This window comes from Arthrobacter sp. V1I7 (genome assembly GCF_030817015.1).
Taxonomy (GTDB): domain Bacteria; phylum Actinomycetota; class Actinomycetes; order Actinomycetales; family Micrococcaceae; genus Arthrobacter.
Genome location: NZ_JAUSYS010000001.1, coordinates 2752206 through 2774256 on the forward strand (window position 1 = coordinate 2752206; position 22051 = coordinate 2774256).

The window sequence follows — 22051 nt, forward strand, 5'->3', positions numbered from 1 at the left end:
GCGCGGGCTACCTCAGCCTGCTGGGTCCCTTGAATTGGAGGTCCGCGAAGCCTTTGCCCGTGGCCGTGCCGTTTATCGCCGATTTGGTCTGGGCGAAGGTCAGCGTCGCGTGCGCGATCGCGTCGGCCATCTGATCGAGCACCGTGGTGTTGACGTTGGCGAGGGTATCGCAAGCCGCGTGGTAGCAGGGGTCGTGCGGCGCGCCCGCCGTCCCGCCGAAAATGGCCGCCTCTTCCGGAGTCTTCAGGTCCTCCGCGCCGGTAAACAGGCCCCCGGCCGGGATACCGTTCTCGATGAAACCGAAGTAGTCCGAGCGCCCGTCCAAGGCCGTCGGCGCGGCCGGCAGGTTTTGGGACGCGAAGTAGTCCAGAAAGACCCTTTCAACGACCCCGGAGCCATCAGGACCCGCTTCGCCGTACGATGAACCGTCGCCGTCGTAGACGTACCTGACATAGTTCGGCGAACCGACCATATCGAAATTCAGGTTGACGGCGTGATCCTTGAGCTGGCGGTCCGAAAGCCGGGAAACGTAGTAGTCCGAGCCGATCAGCCCGTCCTCCTCGCCGCCCCAGAAGGCGAACCGAACCCGGTTCCTCGCTTTTTCGCCGGTCTCCTTCAACTGGATCGCCGTCTCCAGGATGGCACCGACTCCCGTGCCGTTGTCGTTGATTCCGGGTCCCTCGCCGACGGAGTCCAGGTGCGCGCCGACGACCACCTTCCGGTCGGCACGTCCGCCCGTATCGGCCAGGATGTTGAAGGACCTTATCCGGGTGACCGTGGCATCAACGGCCAAGCGCAGTGTTGCAGCGCCGAACGCGGCAAGTTCGGCGCCGTTGTCAAAGGTCGTGCTAAGGACCGGGACCTTGACCTGGGGAGCCTCCAGGGTTCCACCGAACAGGCCCATACGGTCATCTCCCGGTACCACATCGCCCTGATTGAAGACGATCACGCCGGCCGCCCCGGCGGCGACGGCGTTGTCCACTTTGTCCCGGAAACCGCAGGTGCCGCGCTGGATGAGGGCGATGTGGCCGGACGGGAAGCCCGAGAAATCAGCTCTCTCACAGCCGCTCGTCGAGCCGCGGTCGCCGGCAAGGTTGATGTCGACGTCGCTGACCCGGGCAGTCACCTCACCGGCACCGGAATAGTGCATATCCAGGAACCCGTCCGTGGCACCGTAACCGTAAATCCTTGGCATCGGGGAGATGCGCTCCAGGGCCGCTGCCACGAAGTCGTACCGGTGGTACGTGAACCGCTGGCGGACCGGTTTGTAGCCGGCGTCCTTGAGTTCGTCCTCGATATAGCGGGCCGATTTCTCGTATCCCCGTGTTCCGGCAGCCCGGTTCCCGCCGTTGGCCTTCGCGGCTGCCTGCAGCGCCTTGAGGTGGGACATGATGTTTTTCGCGGACACGGCAGCCCGCAGGTCACCGGAGTCCGCTCCTGTGTCGGCGGCGGCGGGCGGTGCGAATCCGACTGCCAGCCCCATCGTGGCCGCGATGGCCGCAGCGCGCATTCTCCGGTGCCTCATGCGAACTCCTGGATTTTGCGGAATCCGGTTCCGGGCGTCCGTGTCCGGATCGGTGACAAAACAGTATCCGAAGGAGGAACGCAGGGTAAGGGGGCCGAGGCCCGGGCGGCGCGGCGGTGACCTGAGGGTTCAGGTGAGCCGCCTGGGCGCGCCGGCGTCAGGCGTCGATCCGCTCCCGGTCCAGGCCGGCCGCGCCGGCAATGATGAAGTCCTTGCGCGGCGCGACGTCGGAGCCCATCAGCAGGTCGAAGGTTTCCTCGGCCTGCTTCGCGTTTTCGATTCCGACCTTGCGCAGTGTCCGGTGCCGCGGGTCCATCGTGGTCTCGGCCAGCTGCTCCGCGTCCATCTCCCCGAGGCCCTTGTAGCGCTGGATCGGTTCCTTGTACCGCTTGCCTTCCTTGGCGAGACCGGCCAGGAGCACGTGCAGCTCCGCCTCGGAGTAGGTGTAGATCATCTCGTTGGCCTTCTGGCCGGCGTTGATGACCTCCACCCGGTGCAGCGGCGGGACGGCGGCGAAAACCCGGCCTGCATCGATCATCGGGCGCATATAGCGGAAGAACAGGGTCAGCAGGAGGGTCCGGATGTGGGCGCCGTCGACGTCGGCGTCCGTCATCAGGATGACCTTGCCGTAGCGGGCGGCACCGATGTCGAAGCTCCGGCCGGAACCGGCGCCGACCACCTGGATGAGCGCGGCGCATTCGGCGTTGGAGAGCATGTCCCCGACCGAGGCCTTCTGTACGTTGAGGATCTTGCCGCGGATGGGCAGGAGCGCCTGGAAGTCGGAGGAACGCGCCAGTTTCGCCGTTCCCAGGGCGGAGTCCCCCTCCACGATAAACAGTTCGGAGCGCGCGACCTCGTCCGTGCGGCAATCCGCCAGTTTCGTGGGCATGGAGGAGGTCTCCAGTGCGTTCTTGCGGCGCTGGGTTTCCTTGTGCACGCGGGCCGAGACGCGGGACTTCATCTCGCTGACGACCTTTTCCAGCAGCAGCGCGGACTGAGCCTTGTCGTTGCGGTTGGCGGAGTTCAGCTTGGCGTTGATCTCCTGCTCCACGACCTTCGCAACGATGGCGCGGACTGCGGAGGTGCCCAGGATCTCCTTGGTCTGACCCTCAAACTGCGGTTCCGCCAGGCGCACGGTCAGGACCGCGGTCAGACCCGCGAAGATGTCGTCCTTTTCGATCTTGTCGTTGCCCGCCTTGAGCTTGCGGGCGTTGCTTTCCACGGCCTTGCGGAAGGTCTTGAGCAGGGCCTGCTCGAAGCCGGACTGATGGGTGCCGCCCTTGGGCGTGGAGATGATGTTCACGAAGCTGCGCACGCTGCTGTCGTAGCCGATGCCCCAGCGCAGGGCGACGTCCACTTCGCAGTCCCGTTCCACTTCGGCCAGCTGGCTGTGGCCTTTATCGTCCAGGACAGGGACGGTTTCCTTGAACTTGCCGGTCCCGTGCAACCGCCAGATGTCCGTCACCGCGGGGTCCGCTGCGAGGAACTCCACGAACTCGGAGATGCCGCCGTCGTGGTGGAAGACTTCCTCGTGCGGGCCGGCCTCCCCAGGGGTCCCGGCGACCCTGCGCTCGTCCCGCACCGTCAGCTTCAGGCCGGGGACCAGGAACGAGGTCTGGCGCGCGCGGGCGGCGAGTTCGTCGTAGGAGAACCTGGCGTCCGGGGTGAAGATCTGGCGGTCCGCCCAGTACCGGATCCTCGTGCCGGTGACGCCGCGTTTGGCCTTTCCGACAATGTCCAGCACGGAGCCATCGATGAACGGTTCAAAGACGGTCGACGGGTCCGGCTTGGTGCCCGGGTCCTTGAACCGGCCGGGTTCGCCCCGGCGGAAGGACATCTTGTAGGTCTTACCGCCGCGGTCCACTTCCACGTCCAGGCGGGAGGACAGCGCGTTCACGACGGATGCGCCCACGCCATGCAGGCCGCCCGAGGCGGTGTAGGAGCCGCCGCCGAACTTGCCGCCTGCGTGCAGTTTGGTGAAGACCACCTCGACGCCGGAGAGCCCGGTTTTCGGTTCGATGTCCACCGGAACGCCGCGTCCGTCGTCGTGGATCTCAACCGAGTTGTCCGCGTGCAGGATGATCTTGATGTCATGGCCGAAACCGGCGAGGGCCTCATCCACGGAGTTGTCGATGATCTCCCAGAGACAGTGCATGAGTCCGCGGGAATCCGTGGAGCCGATGTACATGCCCGGGCGCTTGCGGACGGCCTCGAGGCCTTCCAGCACGGAGAGATGCCGGGCGGTGTAATCAGAACTTGGTGCCACAGGGCGGAAACTCCTTCAGGGACGGACAGTCAGAGCATATTTGACGCTCCTACTAGGGTAGTCGGAGTGCCGCCGTGCGACGGGTCGCCACTCCCTACAGCGGCCGGTGCCACTTCCCCGTTATCGAGACGTGATACGCGCAGAGCGAAAGTGGACCATCCTTGCCATGCTTTGGCTCCGAATGCTGGTTATATAGGTATACCGAACTACCAAGGAGGCCGAACATGACAACAGCAGTTGCGGACCGCACACTCACCACCGTTGACCGGTGCGATCGTTGCGGTGCACAGGCGTATGTCCGGGTTGTTCTCGGTGCCTCCGGCGGTGAGCTTCTCTTCTGCGGCCACCACGCACGCGCCGTAGAACCCACACTCAGGCCACTCAGCTCTGACTGGCACGACGAGACCGGACGCCTGCACGAGAAGGCGCCGCTCCCGGTCGACTAGACCACATCCAGTCACTCAACGCCTGGCCGGCCCAGATGCCGAAGCGCCGGTCCAAGACCTGGGAAGCAGCAGACGAGGGCCCCTCCGTTCGGAGGGGCCCTTTTTGTCGGCCTGAACAAACCGTGCCGGCCAGGGACCCCGAAGGCCCCAGGGACGGCGAAGGCCCCCGCCGGATGCTGATCCCGCGGGGACCTTTGCGGAGCTGGAGCCGGAGCCTAGTCCAGGTAGTCCCGCAGGACCTGGGACCGCGAGGGGTGGCGCAGCTTGGACATCGTCTTGGATTCGATCTGGCGGATCCGCTCCCGCGTGACCCCGTAGACCTTGCCGATTTCGTCTAAAGTCTTCGGCTGTCCGTCGGTCAAACCGAAACGCATCGCCACGACGCCGGCCTCACGCTCGGAGAGCGTGTCCAGCACGGAGTGCAGCTGTTCCTGCAGCAGGGTGAAGCTCACGGCATCGGCCGGGACAACGGCTTCGGAGTCCTCGATCAGGTCACCGAATTCGGAGTCGCCGTCCTCGCCGAGCGGGGTGTGCAGTGAGATCGGTTCACGGCCGTACTTCTGGACTTCGACGACCTTTTCCGGAGTCATGTCCAGCTCGAGGGCCAGTTCCTCCGGCGTGGGTTCGCGGCCGAGGTCCTGCAGCATCTGGCGCTGCACGCGCGCCAGCTTGTTGATGACTTCGACCATGTGCACCGGGATACGGATGGTGCGGGCCTGGTCGGCCATGGCGCGGGTGATCGCCTGGCGGATCCACCAGGTGGCGTAGGTGGAGAACTTGAAGCCCTTGGTGTAGTCGAACTTCTCGACGGCACGGATCAGCCCGAGGTTGCCCTCCTGGATCAGGTCAAGGAACAGCATGCCGCGGCCGGTGTACCGCTTGGCCAGCGACACCACGAGGCGGAGGTTGGCCTCCAGCAGGTGGTTCTTCGCGCGTTTGCCGTCGTGGATGACGAATTCGAGCTCGCGCTTCAGCTTCGGGTCCATGGACCCGTCGTCGGCGTTGATCTTTTCCTCGGCAAACAGCCCTGCCTCGATGCGCAGGGCCAGGTCCACTTCCTGCTCTGCGTTAAGCAGGGCGACCTTGCCGATCTGCTTCAGGTAGTCCTTGACGGGGTCGGCCGTGGCGCCGGCCGACATGACCTGCTGCACGGGGGCGTCGTCATCGTCGGCATCGGAGTAGACAAATCCGGAACCGGTCGTGGCGGCAGCAGCCTTGCCCGGAATTTCTTCGCCGTCGTCACCGATCTCTACGACATCAGCCGGGACATCATCGAGCTCTACCTCAATCTCGGCGTCTTCGTCGTCGTCGCCGCGGCCGGCCTTGCCGGCGGCCTCAGCCGCGGCCTTAGCGCCGGGCTTCGGCCCGCGCTTCTTGGGTTCAGGCTTGGCGAGCGCCGATGCGGTGTCGTCGCCTTCGGGCAAGGCTGTGTCTTTGACGGCCTTGTTGGCAGCGCGCGTCGCGGCGCGCTTGGCGTTCGTCGCCGCCTTCTTGTCCTCGGGGGACAATACGTCGGCGGGTTCCTTCTTCGCGGAAGACGGGGTCACAGAAAACCTTTCTAGCGGCGGTCTGTGGAATCACCATACGGGCAACACCACTATGACCCTGTCAAGTCCGTGTTTTTCATCAAGAGCCACCACGACCAACAGAGCCACTAAGTAGAACTGCTGGGGCGGCCGTAATGTTCCCCGTTTTCCGGGTTCGCTACGAGCACCTGATACACGGACCCAACCGGGTCTCGGCAACCATTGTCTCATGATTTTCAGAATGGGTTCCGTTCCGGGGCGGGGTTACGTGATTTGGCGGGGAACTGCGTTCCGGTCACCGTCACGCCGCACCCGGCTCGAACTTCTGCCACGCGGCGTTCCTCCTTGCCGCCCACCCGCACAAGGTGCCACGGCCCACGAGCTCCGCCAGGAGGGCGGCCAGCCGGTAGCCCGGATGTTCCGCTTCGGCCCGACTGAACAACGCATCAGCGAAGGAGCCCTTGCCCCGGCACCATTCAATCCAGCCGCGTCCTGTAAGCGCGGCAGCCGCGGCGTCCCCGCCGGCCTCGCCCAGCTGCACGAGGACCCGCTCCAGGCTTGCCATCCGCGGCCAGTCCGGCACGGACGGTGCCAGCCCAAGCAGCACGTCGCCATAGCCCGGAACCTCCGGAGAGCCGTCCCATGCGCCACTGGCACTCCCGCCGCGCGGCAGGAGCGGCCCGAAACCATCCAGCGGCGGCAGCGGAACCGGAGCCGGCGGTGGAGGCGCCTGCCGGCCGGCAGCGGACCGGGCCTCCGGCACTGACCGCAGGGCCGCCAGCGCGCCCGGCACTGTCCCGGGATGCACCGCCGGCGCTCCAGCGGCCGGCCCGGAGCGCGGCCCGGAAGGGTCGAACATCCCGAAGTCCGCCGCGCCCTGTTCGGCCGCCTCCGGGCCGGCGGCCGCCATCACCAGTACGGCATCGCGCCAGGCCGGCACGCGGAGAGCTGCCCGCAGGTAGCCCGCGAGCCCCACGGGCAGCGGGGGTCCGGCGGGTGAGCGCAAGACCACGTCCCAGACGTCCAGTACCTGGGCAAACTGCAACCGGTCGCGGGTGTGTCCGGAGAACAGCCGGAACCAGTTCCGTTCCGATTCGAGCACCGCCGGGTCCTCGGGAAGCGCGAACGGGCCGGGCGCCTCGGCGCCGGGCGCGGGCCCGACGGTGCTGCCCCGGAAGACCATCTCCGCATTGAGCTTGCTGTTCCTGATCTCGTCGACGGGCCGGCCGGGCGGGGCGCAACAGGAAGGATCGGTGCAATACGCGTTGCGCCAGTGCTCGGCGCCGATCAGCCAGGCGTCCCGCACCGGCATGCCGCATTCCGCCAGCGCACGCTCCAGCTCTTCGAGCAGTTCGGCCCAAGGCGCACCGGCCCCGCCGGTGACCGTGGCGTCGCTGCCGGTGAAGAAGGCGAGCAGGACCCCGTCCGCCTCGTCGTCTGCCTCCAGATAACCGGCCACGGTGCTGGCGAATCCGGCGAAACCGCCGGGACTCCCGTCCGCCGGGAGGTCGACCCGGAGGGTTGCCCCGAGCCGCTTGCCCTGCATGGTCATGGCCACGAGGCTGCGCGACGGCCAGTAGCCGAGGGAATGCGGGATGAACCCGAGGACGTCTTCGGGGCCGGTGATTTTCAGGTGATCTGGAGCTGTCATAGCGCCAGCATGGTCGTCCCGTGCCCCGGCGTCAGCCCTGCGACCGTCGTATGTGGACAACCACACCCCCGGGACCGTTCCCCCGGATCAGGGCCGCTGGCGGCGTTCCGTACTGAGCCGGCGGCGCCGGGCGAGTGCTGCGCGCAGCGGAGGTACGACGACGCCTTGGGCGGCCATCTGCCGGCGCACCTTGCGCCGGGTGATAAGGATGGCCCCGGCCCCCAGAGCGAGCAGGAGGAACTGGACGCTCAAGGCGATCCGGAACGGGTCGAGCCCGTAGAGCTCCCCCTGGGAAAAGCCCGTGGTGTGCAACACGTCGAGCACCAGGCCGATCAAATAGATGGCCACGAGCGCGGCAATGAACCCGCCGACGTTGACAATGCCCGTGGCGGTTCCGATCCGGTGCGCAGGGTTGAAAGTCCGGGCGAAGTCGAAGCCGATCATGGAGCCGGGACCGCCGATGGCCAGCACCACCACGAGTCCGGCCAGCAGCCACAGCGGGGACCGGCCCGGGAAGAGCAGCACCGCCGCCCAGGCCGCGGCCGTGGCGGCAGAAATCAGCAGGACCATGGTGGAACGGCGCAGCGGGTGCCGGGAAACGAAGGTGCCCATGAGGGGCCCGGCGGCAATGGCGGCCGCCACGTACAGGGTCATGAGGGCGGAAACGGTGACGGTATCCAGGCCTTGGGCGGAGATCAGGAACGGATAGCCCCAGGTCATCGCGAACACCGTGCCGCTGAACTGTATTGTGAAGTGGCTCCACAACCCGAGCCTGGTGCCGGGCTGCCGCCAGGCATGGGACAGCGAGACTCCGGTGGCGCGCAGCCCCTGGGAGGGTGCGGGAGCGGGGTGTCCCGGCGGCAGGTCCTGCAGCAGGACCAGCACGAGCACGACGGCGAGGGCGGACATGGCGGCCAGCGTCAGGAACGCGGGGGTCCAGCCGGCCGTGTGCAGGATCATGGCGAACGGCACGACGCTGAAGAGCTGGCCGAGCTGGCCGGACATGCCGGTCAGCTGCGTGAGCAGCGGAACCCGGCCGGGAGCGAACCAGAGCGGGATCAGCCGGATGACGGCGATGAAGGTCATGGCGTCCCCGGCGCCGACGAGCACACGGCCAAGGACTCCGCCGGGGATGCTGTCCGCGAAGGCCAGTTCCAGCTGTCCGAGCCCCATCAGCAGTGCGCCCGCGGCGATCATGGTGCGGGAACCGAGACGGTCCACGAGCACGCCGACCGGGATCTGGAGGCCCGCGTAGACGAGGAGCTGCAGCACGGTGAAGAAGGAGATCTCGGCCGCGCTGGCATGGAAGCGCTCGGTGGCCTCCAGCCCGACGACACCGAACGACGTGCGCTGGCTGACCGCCACCAGATATGCGAAGATCCCGACGATCCAGATCAGCCAGGCTCGGGGTGCGGTCACCCCTCCATTATGCCCGCTCCCGGAAGAAATAGTATTTATTCCCCGGGTTCTTTGCGGGCGAGGTAGGCCTCCACGGCCGCGCCCAGCGCGTCCGCATTCGGAAGCTGGTCGTTCTCGTCGGCCAGCAGGGACCGCCGGACGGTCCCCTCAGCATTCTCGTCGTAGCGCGTCTCGAGCCGGGACACGACCTGCTGGACTTCCTCCGAGGCGGCGATCTGCTCGGCGATCTGCCGGCCCACTTCGCGGCCGGCTTCGCGCAGGCGGTCTGCGGGGAGCATGAGCGAGGTGGCCGCGCCCAGGTATTCCAGCCCGGCCACTGCAGCCGTGGGGTATTCGGCCTCCGCAAGGTAGTGCGGGACGTGGATCACGTAGCCCGCGACGTTGCGTCCTGCCGCGACGAGCCGCAACTCGAGGACATGCCCCACGGCGGCCGGCACCTCGACCGTCGGCTTCCACGCCGAGATCCCCTCGATGAGGTCCGGGCGGTTGCCGTGGACCGTCACGCCCACCGGCCGCGAGTGCGGGACCGGCATGGGGATGGAATGGATCCAGGTGACCAGGTTGACGTCGAGGTTCTCGACGATGCCGACGACCGCTCGGGCGAACCGCTCCCACTGCAGGTCCGGCTCGAACCCGGCGAGCAGGAGGAAAGGGTTCCCCAGACCGTCAACGAGCCGGTACAGCGCAAGGCTCGGGGCCTGGTAGTCCTGGAGGTGGTCCTCGACGAAGCTCACCTGCGGGCGCCGGGTCCGGTAGTCGATCAGCTGGTCGGCGTCGAACTCGGCGATCATCTCTCCGTCCAGCGTGTCCAGCATTTCGGCGGTGATCTGGCTGACGACGTGACCGGCGTCGGCGAAGCCGGTGAAACCCATGACGAGGTTCAGTCCGCGCAGCTCCGGGCTGTGGAACAGCGCGTCATCACGCAGGTAAAGCGATTCGGGGTCCAGCAAGGAGCCGGAAATCCGTTCAATCACGGCATGTTCCTTTCGCAATAGCAGCGGTGGGAGGAGCGGGACCAGGCCCCGCGTTTGGCGGAGATTTCCGGACGCTACGGCCCGACTGGCAGTGGTTGGGATACTTCGTACAACGCCCGGGGCTGCGCTGGAATTCCTGCCACAGGTGTGCTCCAGCTCTCATTCAATTGAACAGTCGCCCGGCGGAGAGACTACGATCGGAACTGCCTCGTTGACGGCCTTGAAGACACCGAAGTCCCGTCTCAAGCCGACTGTGGCACAGGTTTCCATGGCAGGGCACCGAACATGCAGTTCCTGCCGAAAATCAGAGAGAATTGAGGACAGTCCTCGTGGTCAAGAATACTGAAGTGAACCTTAGTGCAATCGCCGGGGACCTGAAGAAGTCCCCCAGCGACGCCCTCGTCATCGGCGTGGGACAGGGTCCGGACGGTCCTGTCCTGCTCCGCAACCCCTTGCCGGCGAAGGCCGCCGAGGCGTTGGCGGAGTCACTGAGCATTCTTGGCGTCACCGGGGCGGTCGACCAGGCCCACCGGCTGCCGGGCCTGCCGGAAGCCGGAGCGGCGGTGCTGGTGCTCGCCGGCGTCGGCAAGCTTGCCGCGAACCAGCCCCTGACCGAGGAAGCGCTGCGCCGTGCCGCCGGCTCCGCCGTCCGCCAGCTGGCCGGCGTGGACACCGTCGCCTTGGCCCTCCCGACGGCGTCCCTGGCCGACGTCGCAGCCGTTGCCGAAGGTGCCGCGATGGGCGCTTACTCGTTCACCGAATACCGCACCTCCAGGGACGGCCTGAAGGACCCGGTCAGGAACGTCGCCATTGTCACCGACCTCGCCGCCGACCGGGGCCTGCAGCCGACACTGAACCGGGCGGCCCTGATCGGCAAGGCAGTGAACGCGACCCGCTCGCTGGTCAACCAGCCGCCCAGCCACCTCTACCCCGAGTCCTTTGCCGGCGCCGCCAGGGAACTCTCCAAGGGCCTGCCCGTCAAGGTCACGGTCTGGGACGAGAAACGCCTGGACAAAGACGGTTTCGGCGGCATCCTGGGCGTCGGAAAGGGCTCCACCCGGCAGCCCCGCCTGGTCAAGGTCGAATACGCGCCGGCCAAGGCGACCGCGAAGATCGCCCTCGTCGGCAAGGGCATCACCTTCGACACCGGCGGCATCTCCATCAAACCGGCCTTGGGCATGGGCGACATGAAGAGCGACATGGCCGGCGCCGCCGTCGTGCTTAACACGGTGCTGGCCATCGCCGGCCTGGGCCTGCCCGTCAAGGCGACCGCCTGGCTCTGCATTGCCGAGAACATGCCCTCCGGTGCCGCCCAGCGCCCGGCCGACGTCCTGACCATGTTCGGCGGCAAGACGGTGGAGGTCCTGAATACCGACGCCGAAGGCCGCCTGGTCATGGCGGACGGGATCGTCGCGGCAAGCCAGGAATACCCGGACGCCATCATTGACGTCGCCACCCTGACGGGCGCACAGCTGATCGCCCTCGGTGACCGCACCGCCGGTCTCATGGGCTCGGACGCCGTCATCGGACCGATCAAGGCCGCCGCGGACCGCGCCGGCGAGCTGGTCTGGCCGATGCCGCTGCCGGAGGAACTGCGGGCCAGCCTCGACTCGCAGGTCGCGGACATCGCCAACATCGGCGAACGCCACGGCGGGATGATGACAGCGGCCGTGTTCCTGCGGGAATTCGTCGGCAAAGGCAAGGACGGCGAGCAGATCCCGTGGGCCCACATCGACATCGCCGGCCCTTCCTTCAACAACGGCAGCCCGTATGGCTACAACCACAAGCAGGGCACCGGCTGCACGGTGCGGACCCTGGTGGCCTACGCCGAGGACATCCTGGCCAACCGCGTGTGAGCGGATGAGGGGCTTGGTGGCCGGGAAAATGACACCCCGGCCACCAAGCCGCGTGACACTGGACACAAGCGCTCCACAAACGCCACGGCAAGGTGGAGCATGTATTAGTGGTTCGCTAAGGTGAACCTCGGTAGTTCCAAATGAAAGGGAACCGGCCGGCCGGCATAATCTCGGCAGACCGTTCCAATGACCAGATGATGCGTACTCTCGCGTCATCATTCACGCGAGGGAGCGTTTTAGTGGCCGATCAGGCAACTGCGCAAGAATTCGACATCCTGGTACTCGGCGGCGGCAGCGGCGGCTACGCAACTGCCCTGCGTGCTGTTCAGCTTGGACTCACCGTCGGCCTGATCGAAAAGGCCAAGCTCGGCGGCACCTGCCTGCACAACGGCTGTATCCCCACCAAGGCCCTGCTGCACTCCGCAGAGCTCGCCGACCACGCCCGTGACTCGGCCAAATACGGCGTCAACGTCACCCTCGACAGCATCGACATCACCGCTGTCAACGCCTACAAGGACGGCATCGTTGCCGGCAAGTTCAAGGGCCTGCAGGGCCTGATCAAGGGCAAAAAGGGCATCACGGTCATCGAAGGCGAAGGCAAGCTCCAGGGCACCGACGCCATCGTCGTGAACGGCACCGCATACAAGGGCAAGAACATCGTCCTCGCGACCGGCTCATACTCCCGGACGCTGCCGGGCCTGGAAATCGGCGGCAAGGTCATCACCTCCGACGAAGCCCTCACCATGGACTCGATCCCCAAGAGCGCGATCATCCTGGGCGGCGGCGTGATCGGCGTCGAGTTCGCTTCGGTCTGGAAGTCCTTCGGCGTCGACGTCACCATCGTCGAAGGCCTCCCCTCGCTGGTGCCGAACGAGGACGCGACGATCGTCAAGGCCTTTGAGCGCGCCTTCAAGAAGCGCGGCATCAAGTTCTCCACCGGTGTCTTCTTCCAGGGCGTCGAACAGAACCACGACGGCGTCAAGGTCACCCTCGTGGACGGCAAAACCTTCGAAGCCGACCTCCTGCTCGTGGCCGTCGGCCGCGGCCCGGTCACGGCCAACCTCGGCTACGAAGACGCAGGCATCACCATCGACCGCGGCTTCGTTCTCACCAACGAGCGACTGCACACCGGCGTCGGCAACATCTTCGCGATCGGCGACATCGTCCCCGGCGTGCAGCTGGCGCACCGCGGCTACCAGCAGGGCATCTTCGTCGCCGAAGAGATCGCCGGCCTCAAGCCCGTCATCGTCGAAGACGTCAACATCCCCAAGGTCACCTACTCCGAGCCCGAAGTCGCCACGGTCGGCTACACGGAAAAGGCCGCCAAGGAGAAGTTCGGCGAGGACCAGATCCAGACCCAGGAATACAACCTCGCCGGCAACGGCAAGAGCTCCATCCTAGGCACCAGCGGCCTGGTCAAGCTGGTCCGCCAGAAGGACGGCCCCGTGGTCGGCGTGCACATGATCGGCGCCCGCATGGGTGAGCAGATCGGTGAAGCCCAGCTGATCGTGAACTGGGAAGCCTACCCGGAAGACGTGGCCGCGCTGGTCCACGCCCACCCGACGCAGAACGAGTCCCTGGGCGAGGCCCATCTGGCACTGGCGGGCAAGCCCCTCCACGGCTAGCAGTTCCGCCCGCACCACAGCAAGAACATCAGGCTTAGTGCACCCGGCCTAAAATGCCGGGTGCACTAAGCTCGACCAAGGCAGAAATCATCCGCACTAAAGATCAATAAGGAGAACGGGGACGACATGTCTGAATCCGTTAACTTGCCCGCCCTCGGTGAGAGTGTCACCGAAGGAACCGTCACCCGCTGGCTCAAGCAGGTAGGTGACCGGGTGGAGGTGGACGAGCCGCTGCTCGAGGTTTCCACCGACAAAGTAGACACCGAGATCCCCTCTCCGATCGCCGGCGTGATCGAGGAAATCCTCGTCGCCGAAGACGAGACCGCTGAAGTCGGAGCCCCGTTGGTCCGCATCGGCGACGGCTCCGGGTCCGCGGGCGAAGCCGCCCCGTCTGCGGGCGCGGCCGAATCAGCACCGGCCGAGTCGCCGGCGGCTGCCGAAGCACCGGCGCCTGTTGCCGAAGCTCCGGCGCCTGCTGCTGAAGCCCCCGCTGCGGCTCCCGCCGGCGAGGGCCACGAGGTGACGCTCCCCGCCCTGGGTGAGAGCGTCACCGAGGGTACCGTCACCCGCTGGCTGAAGAGCATCGGCGACACCGTCGAGGTGGACGAGCCCCTGCTCGAGGTCTCCACGGACAAGGTCGACACCGAAATCCCGTCCCCGGTCGCCGGCACGCTGCAGGAAATCCGCGTCAATGAGGACGAGACGGCCGAGGTCGGCTCCGTCCTCGCCGTGATCGGCTCCGGCGCCGCTGCTCCCGCTGCTCCCGCTGCGGCCCCCGCTCCCGAAGCCCCAGCTGCCCCGGCAAAGGAAGCTGTACCGGCCGCCCCCGCCGAGGCACCCCAGGAAGCTCCCAGGCAGGAGGCCCCCGCCGCCCCGGCCGAAGCCCCCAGGCAGGAAGCCCCGAAGCAGGAGGCCCCAGCCGCTGCTGCTCCCGTGTCGGCCGCTCCCGCCGAGTCCGGCTATGTCACTCCCCTGGTCCGCAAGCTCGCCAACCAGCAGGGCGTTGACATCTCCTCGCTGACCGGAACCGGCGTCGGCGGCCGCATCCGCAAGCAGGACGTGCTTGCAGCCGCAGAAACCAAGGCCGCTCCGGCCCCCGCAGCAGCCGCGCCGGCAGCGTCCGCTGCCCCCTCCCGGGCCGCAGCTCCATCGGCGGCCGACGTGTCCTCGCTGCGCGGCAGCGTGCAGAAGGCGCCCCGGATCCGCCAGGTAATTGCCCGCCGCATGCGTGAGTCCCTGGACATCTCCACCCAGCTCACCCAGGTGCACGAAGTGGACATGACCAAGGTCGCCAAGCTGCGTGCCAAGGCCAAGAACTCCTTCCAGGCCCAGAACGGCTCCAAGCTGACCTTCCTGCCCTTCATCGCCAAGGCTGTCGCCGAAGCCCTGAAGCAGCACCCGAAGGTCAACGCCTCCTATGACGAGGACAAGCAGGAGATCACGTACCACAACGCCGAGCACCTGGCGATTGCCGTGGACACCGACAAGGGCCTGCTGGTTCCCGTCATCTCGGACGCCGGCAACCTGAACCTGGCCGGCCTTGCCGGCAAGATCGCCGACGTCGCGGACCGTACCCGCAACGGCAAGATCGGCCCGGACGAGCTTTCCGGCGGAACCTTCAGCATCACCAACATCGGTTCCGTGGGCGCCCTGTTCGACACGCCGATCATCAACCAGCCGCAGGTCGCCATCCTGGGCACCGGCGCGATCGTCAAGCGCGCCGTGGTGGTTCCCGACGAGAACGGCGATGACTCGCTGGCCATCCGTTCGATGATGTACCTCTCCCTCACGTACGATCACCGCCTGGTGGATGGCGCCGACGCGGGACGCTTCCTGCAGACGCTGAAGGCGCGCCTCGAAGAAGGCGCCTTCGAAGCCGACCTCGGCCTCTAGGTTCTCAGAACACCGACGGCGACGGCGGTGCGGGCGCCGGTGGGAATCCACCGGACGGCCCGTACCGCCGTCGCCGTTTCCTGTGTCCGTCCCTTTCCCTTTGGAAGCAGTTCCTGGACCGCCAGCGGGTCCTACTACATTGTGTAGAACGCTCTCGTTACACTGATGCCATGAACATCGTCTATAACATCATGGTCTTCCTGCACATCGTCGGCGCCGCCATGATCGTCGGCATCTGGATCGGCCAGATGAAGAAGCCCACCGTCCACCCCCGCCAGTTCGACGGCGCGGCCCTGCAGCTCATTACCGGCATCGTGATGATGGGGCTCATCCCGGCGCTGGACATGGATGCCAACTACTTCAAGCTCGGCATCAAGTTCGCCATCGCCCTGGCAGTCGTTGTCCTGGCGTTCATGGGCCGCCGCAAGTTCAAGAAGGACGAGCCGATCAGCAAGGGTCTGGCGCACAGCGTCGGCGGCCTGGCCCTACTGAACGTGGCCATCGCCACCCTCTGGCAGTAGTCCACGCCCGCCGAAATGACGACGGCGACGCACTCCGAGCGGGTGCGTCGCCGTTGTAGCCCGGCCCGTCAGTGGCCGGCGATGCAGAATTCACGCCACTGCAGTCCGGAATCACCGCCGGCGGCACCGCGCCTCTGAAGGCAAGGCATACGAGGCTTTAGGGCCGTCGCTTTAGGGCCGTCCTACCTTCGCCTCAAAAGACCCATCAGGGTTGCCTCGAACGTAATCACCGAAGTTGATGCGATAGACGGGGTTGTGTGCCCCAGTCCCAGCGTAGACGGGTACGCCGAAAGCCCGCGCAAGACCGACAATCAACGGACGATTCTGCCCGGCGTCGCAGTGTTGAATGTGCACGGATCCGCCCGGCGAGAATAGCGGCCGCAGCGACGATAGAAGTGGCGTGAACGACGCGACGTTTGCGCTGGTGATAAAGTCCCTCCCGATCTCAATACCGGCGCTGTTGCCATGGTCCAAGATGTTGAGCCTATGCATGGTTTGTCTCGGCGAAATTGCTTTGCGAACGTTTGCGACCATCGTCCGTGTGTCCACCATGTATACCTCGCCGGTTCGCGTGAAACTTGCCATCCAGCCGACCATATCGCTGTCGTCGATGACTGAAACTTCGATCGTTGCGGGCGGAGCGTGGCGGCGATCTGCTGACTCAACCAAGGCGTCATCGCCGGGCAGCGGACCAGGATCCCACCGCTGAAGCAGGAGCGACGTAGCGCGGTTGCCGACCTGTCGCTGAAGAGCTACCACGCTCGCGTACTTTCCAGCGACGATCGGGGTGTGGCGCGACGACTCCCTTGAGGCGTCGTTGCGGTCCCTATGGGAGAGCCGGCGTGCTTCCACGTATTTGACGGTAGCGCCTCACCCCGCAGAATGTCCTGCCCAGAGGGGCAGACCTCGGTACTGGGACGGCCATGGCGATCACTTCCAAAGCTAGTTGGGTGGACGGCGCTGGTTTGTTCGCTGTGAAAGCCGGGTTAGGGCGTCGGACAGTCGTTGCCCTCGGCAATCCTGCTGTACGTGGTCACAATCCTCTGAGAGCGGACACCCCGTGCACGGCCGGCGCCAAATCCCTAGGATTGGACACGGCACGGTCCGGCGCTTCGCCGGGCCGCGGATTCACAACGACGAGGAGTGGACATGGCAGCAACACGCACAGCACACACTGTATGGAATGGCGACCTGATGACGGGCGCAGGCAACACAACGCTGGACAGCTCCGGACTGGGTAACTTCGATGTCACCTGGAAGGCGCGCGCCGAGGCCTCCGAGGGCAAGACCAGCCCCGAAGAGCTCATCGCCGCGGCGCACTCGGCCTGTTTCTCGATGGCCTTCAGCCTCGCCGTCGCGCAGGCCGGCCACACGCCCGAGGAAGTCAACACCAAGGCGGATGTCACCTTCGTGCCCGGCACAGGTATCACGGACAGCCACCTGACGGTCAGCGCTCGGATCCCGGGGATCACCGACGACGAATTCCAGCGCATCGCTGAGGAAGCCAAGGTGGGCTGCCCTGTCTCGGCTGCCCTGACCGGCATCAAGATCACCCTGGACGCTTCGCTGGCGTCCTAGTACGCCAGAGCCACACGCAGAAGGCCCCCGCTCCTGAATCTTTCAGGGGACGGGGGCCTTCCGCGTAAAGCCGCGGTGTCGGGTTTCCGGGCTGGTTATTTGCCGGGCTGGCGCGCCGGCAGCGGTGCGGGCCGCACCTGCCGGTAGCCTTCCCGCAGCGGGGGCCGGTCGGTCGGCAGTTCCTGGATCATTTCCTTCAGCGCGCCGATCCCGTATTCCAGCTGCGGATCGGTCCTTGCGGCGTACGCGTGGGGCGGGAAGTCCACTTCGATGTCGGGAGTAACACCGAAGTTTTCGACGCCCCAGCCCACTCCGCCGGAGAACCAGGTGGCGTAGCGCGGCTGCGTGACGCCGGTACCGTCCGCGAGGGCGAACCGGTTGTCAATGCCGACGACGCCGCCCCAGGTCCGCGTACCGATCACGGGACCGATCCCCCGCAGTTTGGAGACCTGGGCGATGATATCGCCGTCGGAGCCGGCGAACTCGTCGGTGAGGATGACAACGGGGCCGCGCGGTGCGTGGTGCGGGTACGTCCGGGGCTTCTCCCCCCGGGGCATGCTCCAGCCGGTGACCTTGCGTCCGATGAGTTCCGCCACCAGCTGGGAGGTGTGCCCGCCACGGTTGCGGCGGACGTCCACGATCAGCCCGTCGAGCGCCGTCTCGGTGTCGAGGTCGCGGTGGAGCTGGGCCCAGCCGTTGGCCAACATGTCCGGGATGTGAAGGTAGCCGAAGGTGCCCTGGGACGCTTCGCGGACGGTCCGGCGGTTGGCGGCCACCCATTCCTGGTAGCGCAGCCGTTCCTCGTCCTTGACCGGGACCACGGCCACCCGGCGATGCTTCCCGGCCCGGTTCCCGTGTCCGGGGCCATTGCGCAGGGTCAGTTCCACGGCGCGGCCGGCGGCGCCGACCAACTGCATGGCGGGCGTCCTGCAATCGGAGAGTTCCACCCCGTCGATGGCCAGCAGCACGTCGCCGGGTTTGGCGTCCGCGCCCGGCCGGGTCAGCGGTGAGGTGGCCAGCGGGTCGGAGGATTCGCCGGCCAGGATCCGGGTGATCTCCCAGCCCTCACCGGTGAAGGCGAGGTCCGCGCCGAGGCGGCCCTGGCCGTTGCTGCCGTTCTCGGTAACGGCGGCGGGACGGACGTAGGCGTGGGAGGTGCCCAGCTCGCCGTGGAGTTCCCAGAGCAGGTCCACGAGGTCGTCGTGGGAGCCGAGCCGGTCCACGATCGGCCGGTACCGGGCGTGCACGGAGTCCCAGTCCTGGCCCGCCATGTCCTCAGTCCAGAAGAAGTCCCGCTGGAGGCGCCAGGTCTCGTCAAAGGCCTGGCCCCAGACGCTCAGCGGGTCCAGCTGCACGCGGATACGGGTGAGGTCCACCTTGACCAGCTGGCCGGATTCCTCGTCGGCCTTGGCACCGGCCGGGGTGACGCGGATCTGCTTGTCCTGCACGAAAACCACCTTGTCCCCGTCGCCGGAGACGCGGTAGCCGTCCAGCGCCTCGACAATCGTGGTGGTGCGGCGCATGGCCAGGTCGAAGCGGACGAGGGACGGCGCGGCATTCTTGTCGTCCAGACTCGCACGGCCGTCACCGGTCACGCCGGAGAGTTCGCTGTCGAGCCAGAGCAGGGCGCCGGGCGTGGCCGTGAGCGCCGAGTAGTTGCCCTGCGGTACTGGAACGGAAATCACGCGGTGGGCCAGGCCTTCGGCGTCGACCCGGACGGCCGGAACCCCGTCCTTCGCGCCCTCTTCGGCGGCGTCGGCAGCCCGTCCGGCGTCGACGTCGTCCTGCAGATCGACGGTCGGGCCGAACGGCGAGGGGGTGTCCGCCGCGAGGGCCACCAGGTACGGCTTGATCGGGCTCGGGAAGGACAGGTCGAAGGAGTGTCCGTCATAGACCGGGTCGAAACTGCGGTTTGAGAGGAAGGCCAGGTACTTGCCGTCCGGCGTGAACGACGGCGATTCGTCGCAGAAGCGTCCGTCGGTGACGTCGACGAGGACGCGCTTCCCGTCGCCCGCCTCCGGGGCGGCATTAACCTGGGTGATCCGCAGCCGGCTGCGGGAGCCGAAGGAGGTGACCGGCTCGGACCAGCCCAGCCAGGCCGAATCCGGAGACCAGCTGAAACCGTCGATGCTGCCTTCTCCGATACTGCTGACGAGCGACAGGGTTCCGCTGCGGGTGTCCGCCAGGTAGATGTCTCCAAAGGCGGTGCCCACGGCGAGCCAATTGCCGTCCGGGCTGGCCTCGATGGCGCTGGCACGGCCCGGCTTGGGGAAATCGATCCTCGTTGGCCGACCGGACGCCGCGGCGGCCTGCAGGGCCGGGACGGCGGCGTCTGCGGCGTCTGCGGCGGGATCGGCGCCGGCCGTATCGGCAGCGTCGACAGCGACAGCGGCAGCGGAAGCGTGCGGGGCGGGGGCATGCGGGGCGGGGGCCACCGGGGCCACGGCGTGCGGCCGGGTCAGCGAGGCTGCCGAGACCGGCTGCGGCAGCGGCGTGCCGGCGTCGGAATCCTCCCGCGCCGTGGCGGGACTGGAGGCGGCCGCCGGCGGGGTGGGCCCGACGCGTTCCTGCCCCCCAGCCGGCGGCGCGGCGATGGCTTTGAGGTACAGCGCCTCCACGCCGTCGTGGTCGGCAACGTAGGCGATCCGGCCGTCGCCGAAGGGCCGCGGCAGTCGTGCCCGGACGCCCGGCGTGGCTTCCAGGACGCGGGACGGGCCGTCCTTGTGCCGCAGCCAGTGGAGGGTGCCATGGGCTTCCACGGCGCTGGATCCCCCGGTACGGTCCGGAACAACATCGCCGAGGTGTCGGGAGGGATTCAGCGGGACGCGGCGCCGTGCCTGCGAGGCCGAGCCGAGCGAGATCCCGAGTTTGACGGCGTCCGTGCCGAGGTCCGGCAGGAGCCAGAGTTCGCCGGCCGATTCAAAGACGACCCGCTTGCCGTCGGTGGCGGCGTGCCGGACGTAGAAATCCTCGTGGTCCGTGTGCCGGCGGAGATCGGTGCCGTTCGGCAGCACGGAGTAGAGGTTGCCGTAGCCCTCGTGGTCGGACAGGAACGCGATTCGTCCGTCCACCCACATCGGGTCGGTGAGGTTGCCGTCCAGCTCGGGCGCGAGCCGTTCAAATTCGCCGTTTCCGTCCCCGTCAATCCAGAGTTTGCCGGCGGTCCCGCCACGGTACCGCTTCCACCAGGCCGGTTCCCGGGAGAGCACGCTGGCGAGGACCACGGGGCGCTCGTCGCCCACGACCGGGCCGAATGCGACGGACTCGACCGGGCCGAACGGGAGTTCCGCGGCCCAGCCGCCGGTCTCGGGCAGGCTGTAGGCGTGGGTGTGGCGGCTGTCGGCCTGGCGGAAGGCGCTGGTGACGACGACGTCCCCGGCGGGAGTGAAGCCTTTGACCCGGGTGGAGCTGTGGCCGAAGTAGCTCAGCTGCCGGTAGCCGCCGCCGTCGACCTCCGCCGTGACGACTTCCGGGGCCGTTCCCTGCACGACGGTCCACACGAGGCGCTTGCCGTCCGGCGTGAAGCGGGGGTTGCGGGCGGGCAACTGCAGTGAGGAGACCCGCCAGGCGCGGCCTCCTCCGAGGGGCGCAATCCAGACGTCGTCCTCGGCCACAAAGGTGACCAGATCGCCGTGCAGATGCGGGAAGCGGAAGTAACTCGAAGAGGTCATCGTCCGATCATAGTCAAGAGCACCCTGCTCTCCGGGAGGTTTCCCGGCCGTGCGGGCATGGTGAGATGGATCATGCGAATCATTGTGGCCGGAGCCTCGGGGCTGATCGGAACCGCCCTTTCCCGTGCCCTGCGCGGCGCCGGGCACGACGTCGGCGCCCTGGTCCGGCGGCCGCCCGCCTCCCCGGCCGAGTTCCGTTGGAATCCGGCCGAGGGCCGCATCGATGAAACCGCACTTCGGGGAGCAGATGCGGTGGTCAACCTCTCGGGCGCCGGAATCGGCGACCGGCCCTGGACCCGGGCCCGCATCAACGAACTCCGCAGCTCCCGGCTCGGTCCGACGCGGACCCTTACAGCGGCCATGGCCCGGCAGGAGAAGCCGCCCGCCGTGTTCCTCAGCCAGTCCGGCTCCGGTTACTACGGCGACGCCGGCCCGGTGGTGCTGCGGGAGAACGCGCCTGCCGGCGAGGGCATCCTGGCCAGGCTCTGTGTGGACTGGGAGGCCGCGGCGCACGAGGCCCCCGCCGGCGTCCGTGTGGTCACGCCCCGCACCGGCGTAGTCCTGAGCCGCTCCGGCGGGGCCCTGGGCCGACTGTTGCCGCTGTTTCGCCTCGGCGTCGGCGGGCCTCTCGGCAACGGCCGGCAGTACTGGCCCTGGGTCACGCTGCCCGACGTGGCCGGCGCGTTCGGGTTCCTGCTGACGACACCGCTGTCCGGTCCGGTGAATGTGTGCGCCCCGGAAAGCGCGGACGTGAACTCACTGACAGCGCAACTTGCCGGGGCGCTGCACCGGCCGGCGCTGCTGCGGGTACCGGCGCCAGTGCTGCGGCTGGTGATGGGCAAGCTCGCGGACGAACTATTGCTGGCGAGCCAGCGGCTGGAGCCGGCGATGCTCAGCGAAACCGGCTTTGAGTGGCAGCACCCGTCCCTAGCCCAGGCAGCCGCGTGGGTGGCGGGCAGCGGCCCGGAGGCCTGACGTGCCGGCCCACTGCCCGCCCGATCTGCCTGCCTGACCTGCCCGCCTGACCTGCCCGGCTGAGCCGACTGCCTGAGCCGGCTGCCTGGCCGCCTGGCGCAGACCGCTCGCCCCCCGACGTCGGC

Annotated in this window: 15 protein-coding genes; 7 read left to right on the forward strand and 8 right to left on the reverse strand. The window is 67.4% G+C overall.

The features are described from left to right. Positions 1-7 precede the first annotated feature (7 nt). Entirely contained in the window at positions 8-1525 is a 1518-nt protein-coding gene (locus tag QFZ69_RS12700) for a M20/M25/M40 family metallo-hydrolase (protein ID WP_306918644.1), read from the reverse strand. A gap of 157 nt (positions 1526-1682) precedes the next feature. Continuing rightward, the gene (locus QFZ69_RS12705; protein ID WP_306918646.1) at positions 1683-3791 is read right to left on the reverse strand and encodes a type IIA DNA topoisomerase subunit B; all 2109 of its coding nucleotides are present in this window, start codon (positions 3789-3791) and stop codon (positions 1683-1685) included. Between the two features lie 224 nt (positions 3792-4015). Between QFZ69_RS12705 and QFZ69_RS12710 the strand changes: the two genes are divergently transcribed. Then, positions 4016-4237 carry a hypothetical protein gene (locus QFZ69_RS12710; RefSeq protein WP_264356922.1) on the forward strand — a complete coding sequence of 74 codons (222 nt, stop codon included), beginning with the start codon at positions 4016-4018 and terminating at the stop codon, positions 4235-4237. 215 nt (positions 4238-4452) lie between these two features. On the opposite strand, the gene QFZ69_RS12715 is transcribed toward QFZ69_RS12710, so the two are convergent. From QFZ69_RS12715 to QFZ69_RS12730, 4 genes are all read right to left on the reverse strand, one after another. Then, a complete protein-coding gene (locus tag QFZ69_RS12715) occupies positions 4453-5784 on the reverse strand; it encodes an RNA polymerase sigma factor (protein WP_306918650.1) in 1332 nt (443 codons plus the stop codon). Between the two features lie 280 nt (positions 5785-6064). Continuing rightward, positions 6065-7414: a DUF4192 family protein gene (locus QFZ69_RS12720; RefSeq protein ID WP_306918652.1), complete on the reverse strand. Its 1350-nt coding sequence runs from the start codon at positions 7412-7414 to the stop codon at positions 6065-6067. 87 nt (positions 7415-7501) lie between these two features. Beyond that, positions 7502-8833, reverse strand: coding sequence for a nitrate/nitrite transporter (locus QFZ69_RS12725; protein WP_306918653.1), 1332 nt, complete (start codon positions 8831-8833; stop codon positions 7502-7504). A gap of 35 nt (positions 8834-8868) precedes the next feature. Continuing rightward, a complete protein-coding gene (locus tag QFZ69_RS12730; RefSeq protein ID WP_306918656.1) occupies positions 8869-9807 on the reverse strand; it encodes a proteasome assembly chaperone family protein in 939 nt (312 codons plus the stop codon). A 329-nt stretch (positions 9808-10136) separates the two neighbouring features. On the opposite strand from QFZ69_RS12730, the gene QFZ69_RS12735 reads away from it, so the two are divergent. The 4 genes from QFZ69_RS12735 (at position 10137) to QFZ69_RS12750 (ending at position 15702) form a co-directional block, all read left to right on the forward strand. Next, complete coding sequence (locus QFZ69_RS12735; protein ID WP_306918658.1) at positions 10137-11663, forward strand: leucyl aminopeptidase; 1527 nt, start codon at positions 10137-10139, stop codon at positions 11661-11663. Positions 11664-11902: 239 nt separating this feature from the next. Continuing rightward, positions 11903-13288: a dihydrolipoyl dehydrogenase gene (lpdA, locus tag QFZ69_RS12740; RefSeq protein WP_306918660.1), complete on the forward strand. Its 1386-nt coding sequence runs from the start codon at positions 11903-11905 to the stop codon at positions 13286-13288. A gap of 126 nt (positions 13289-13414) precedes the next feature. Next, positions 13415-15181 carry a 2-oxoglutarate dehydrogenase, E2 component, dihydrolipoamide succinyltransferase gene (sucB, locus tag QFZ69_RS12745; RefSeq protein ID WP_307000163.1) on the forward strand — a complete coding sequence of 589 codons (1767 nt, stop codon included), beginning with the start codon at positions 13415-13417 and terminating at the stop codon, positions 15179-15181. A gap of 170 nt (positions 15182-15351) precedes the next feature. Next, positions 15352-15702, forward strand: coding sequence for a hypothetical protein (locus tag QFZ69_RS12750; RefSeq protein WP_306918665.1), 351 nt, complete (start codon positions 15352-15354; stop codon positions 15700-15702). 171 nt (positions 15703-15873) lie between these two features. On the opposite strand, the gene QFZ69_RS12755 is transcribed toward QFZ69_RS12750, so the two are convergent. Then, positions 15874-16461, reverse strand: a complete 588-nt coding sequence (locus QFZ69_RS12755; RefSeq protein WP_307000165.1) for a DUF4347 domain-containing protein — start codon at positions 16459-16461, stop codon at positions 15874-15876. Between the two features lie 390 nt (positions 16462-16851). On the opposite strand from QFZ69_RS12755, the gene QFZ69_RS12760 reads away from it, so the two are divergent. Continuing rightward, positions 16852-17280, forward strand: a complete 429-nt coding sequence (locus QFZ69_RS12760; RefSeq protein WP_306918668.1) for an OsmC family protein — start codon at positions 16852-16854, stop codon at positions 17278-17280. Between the two features lie 95 nt (positions 17281-17375). Here QFZ69_RS12760 and QFZ69_RS12765 read toward each other — a convergent pair whose 3' ends face one another. Next, a complete protein-coding gene (locus QFZ69_RS12765) occupies positions 17376-20951 on the reverse strand; it encodes a S41 family peptidase (RefSeq protein WP_306918670.1) in 3576 nt (1191 codons plus the stop codon). Positions 20952-21023: 72 nt separating this feature from the next. On the opposite strand from QFZ69_RS12765, the gene QFZ69_RS12770 reads away from it, so the two are divergent. Continuing rightward, the gene (locus QFZ69_RS12770; protein WP_306918673.1) at positions 21024-21926 is read left to right on the forward strand and encodes a TIGR01777 family oxidoreductase; all 903 of its coding nucleotides are present in this window, start codon (positions 21024-21026) and stop codon (positions 21924-21926) included. Positions 21927-22051 lie beyond the last annotated feature (125 nt).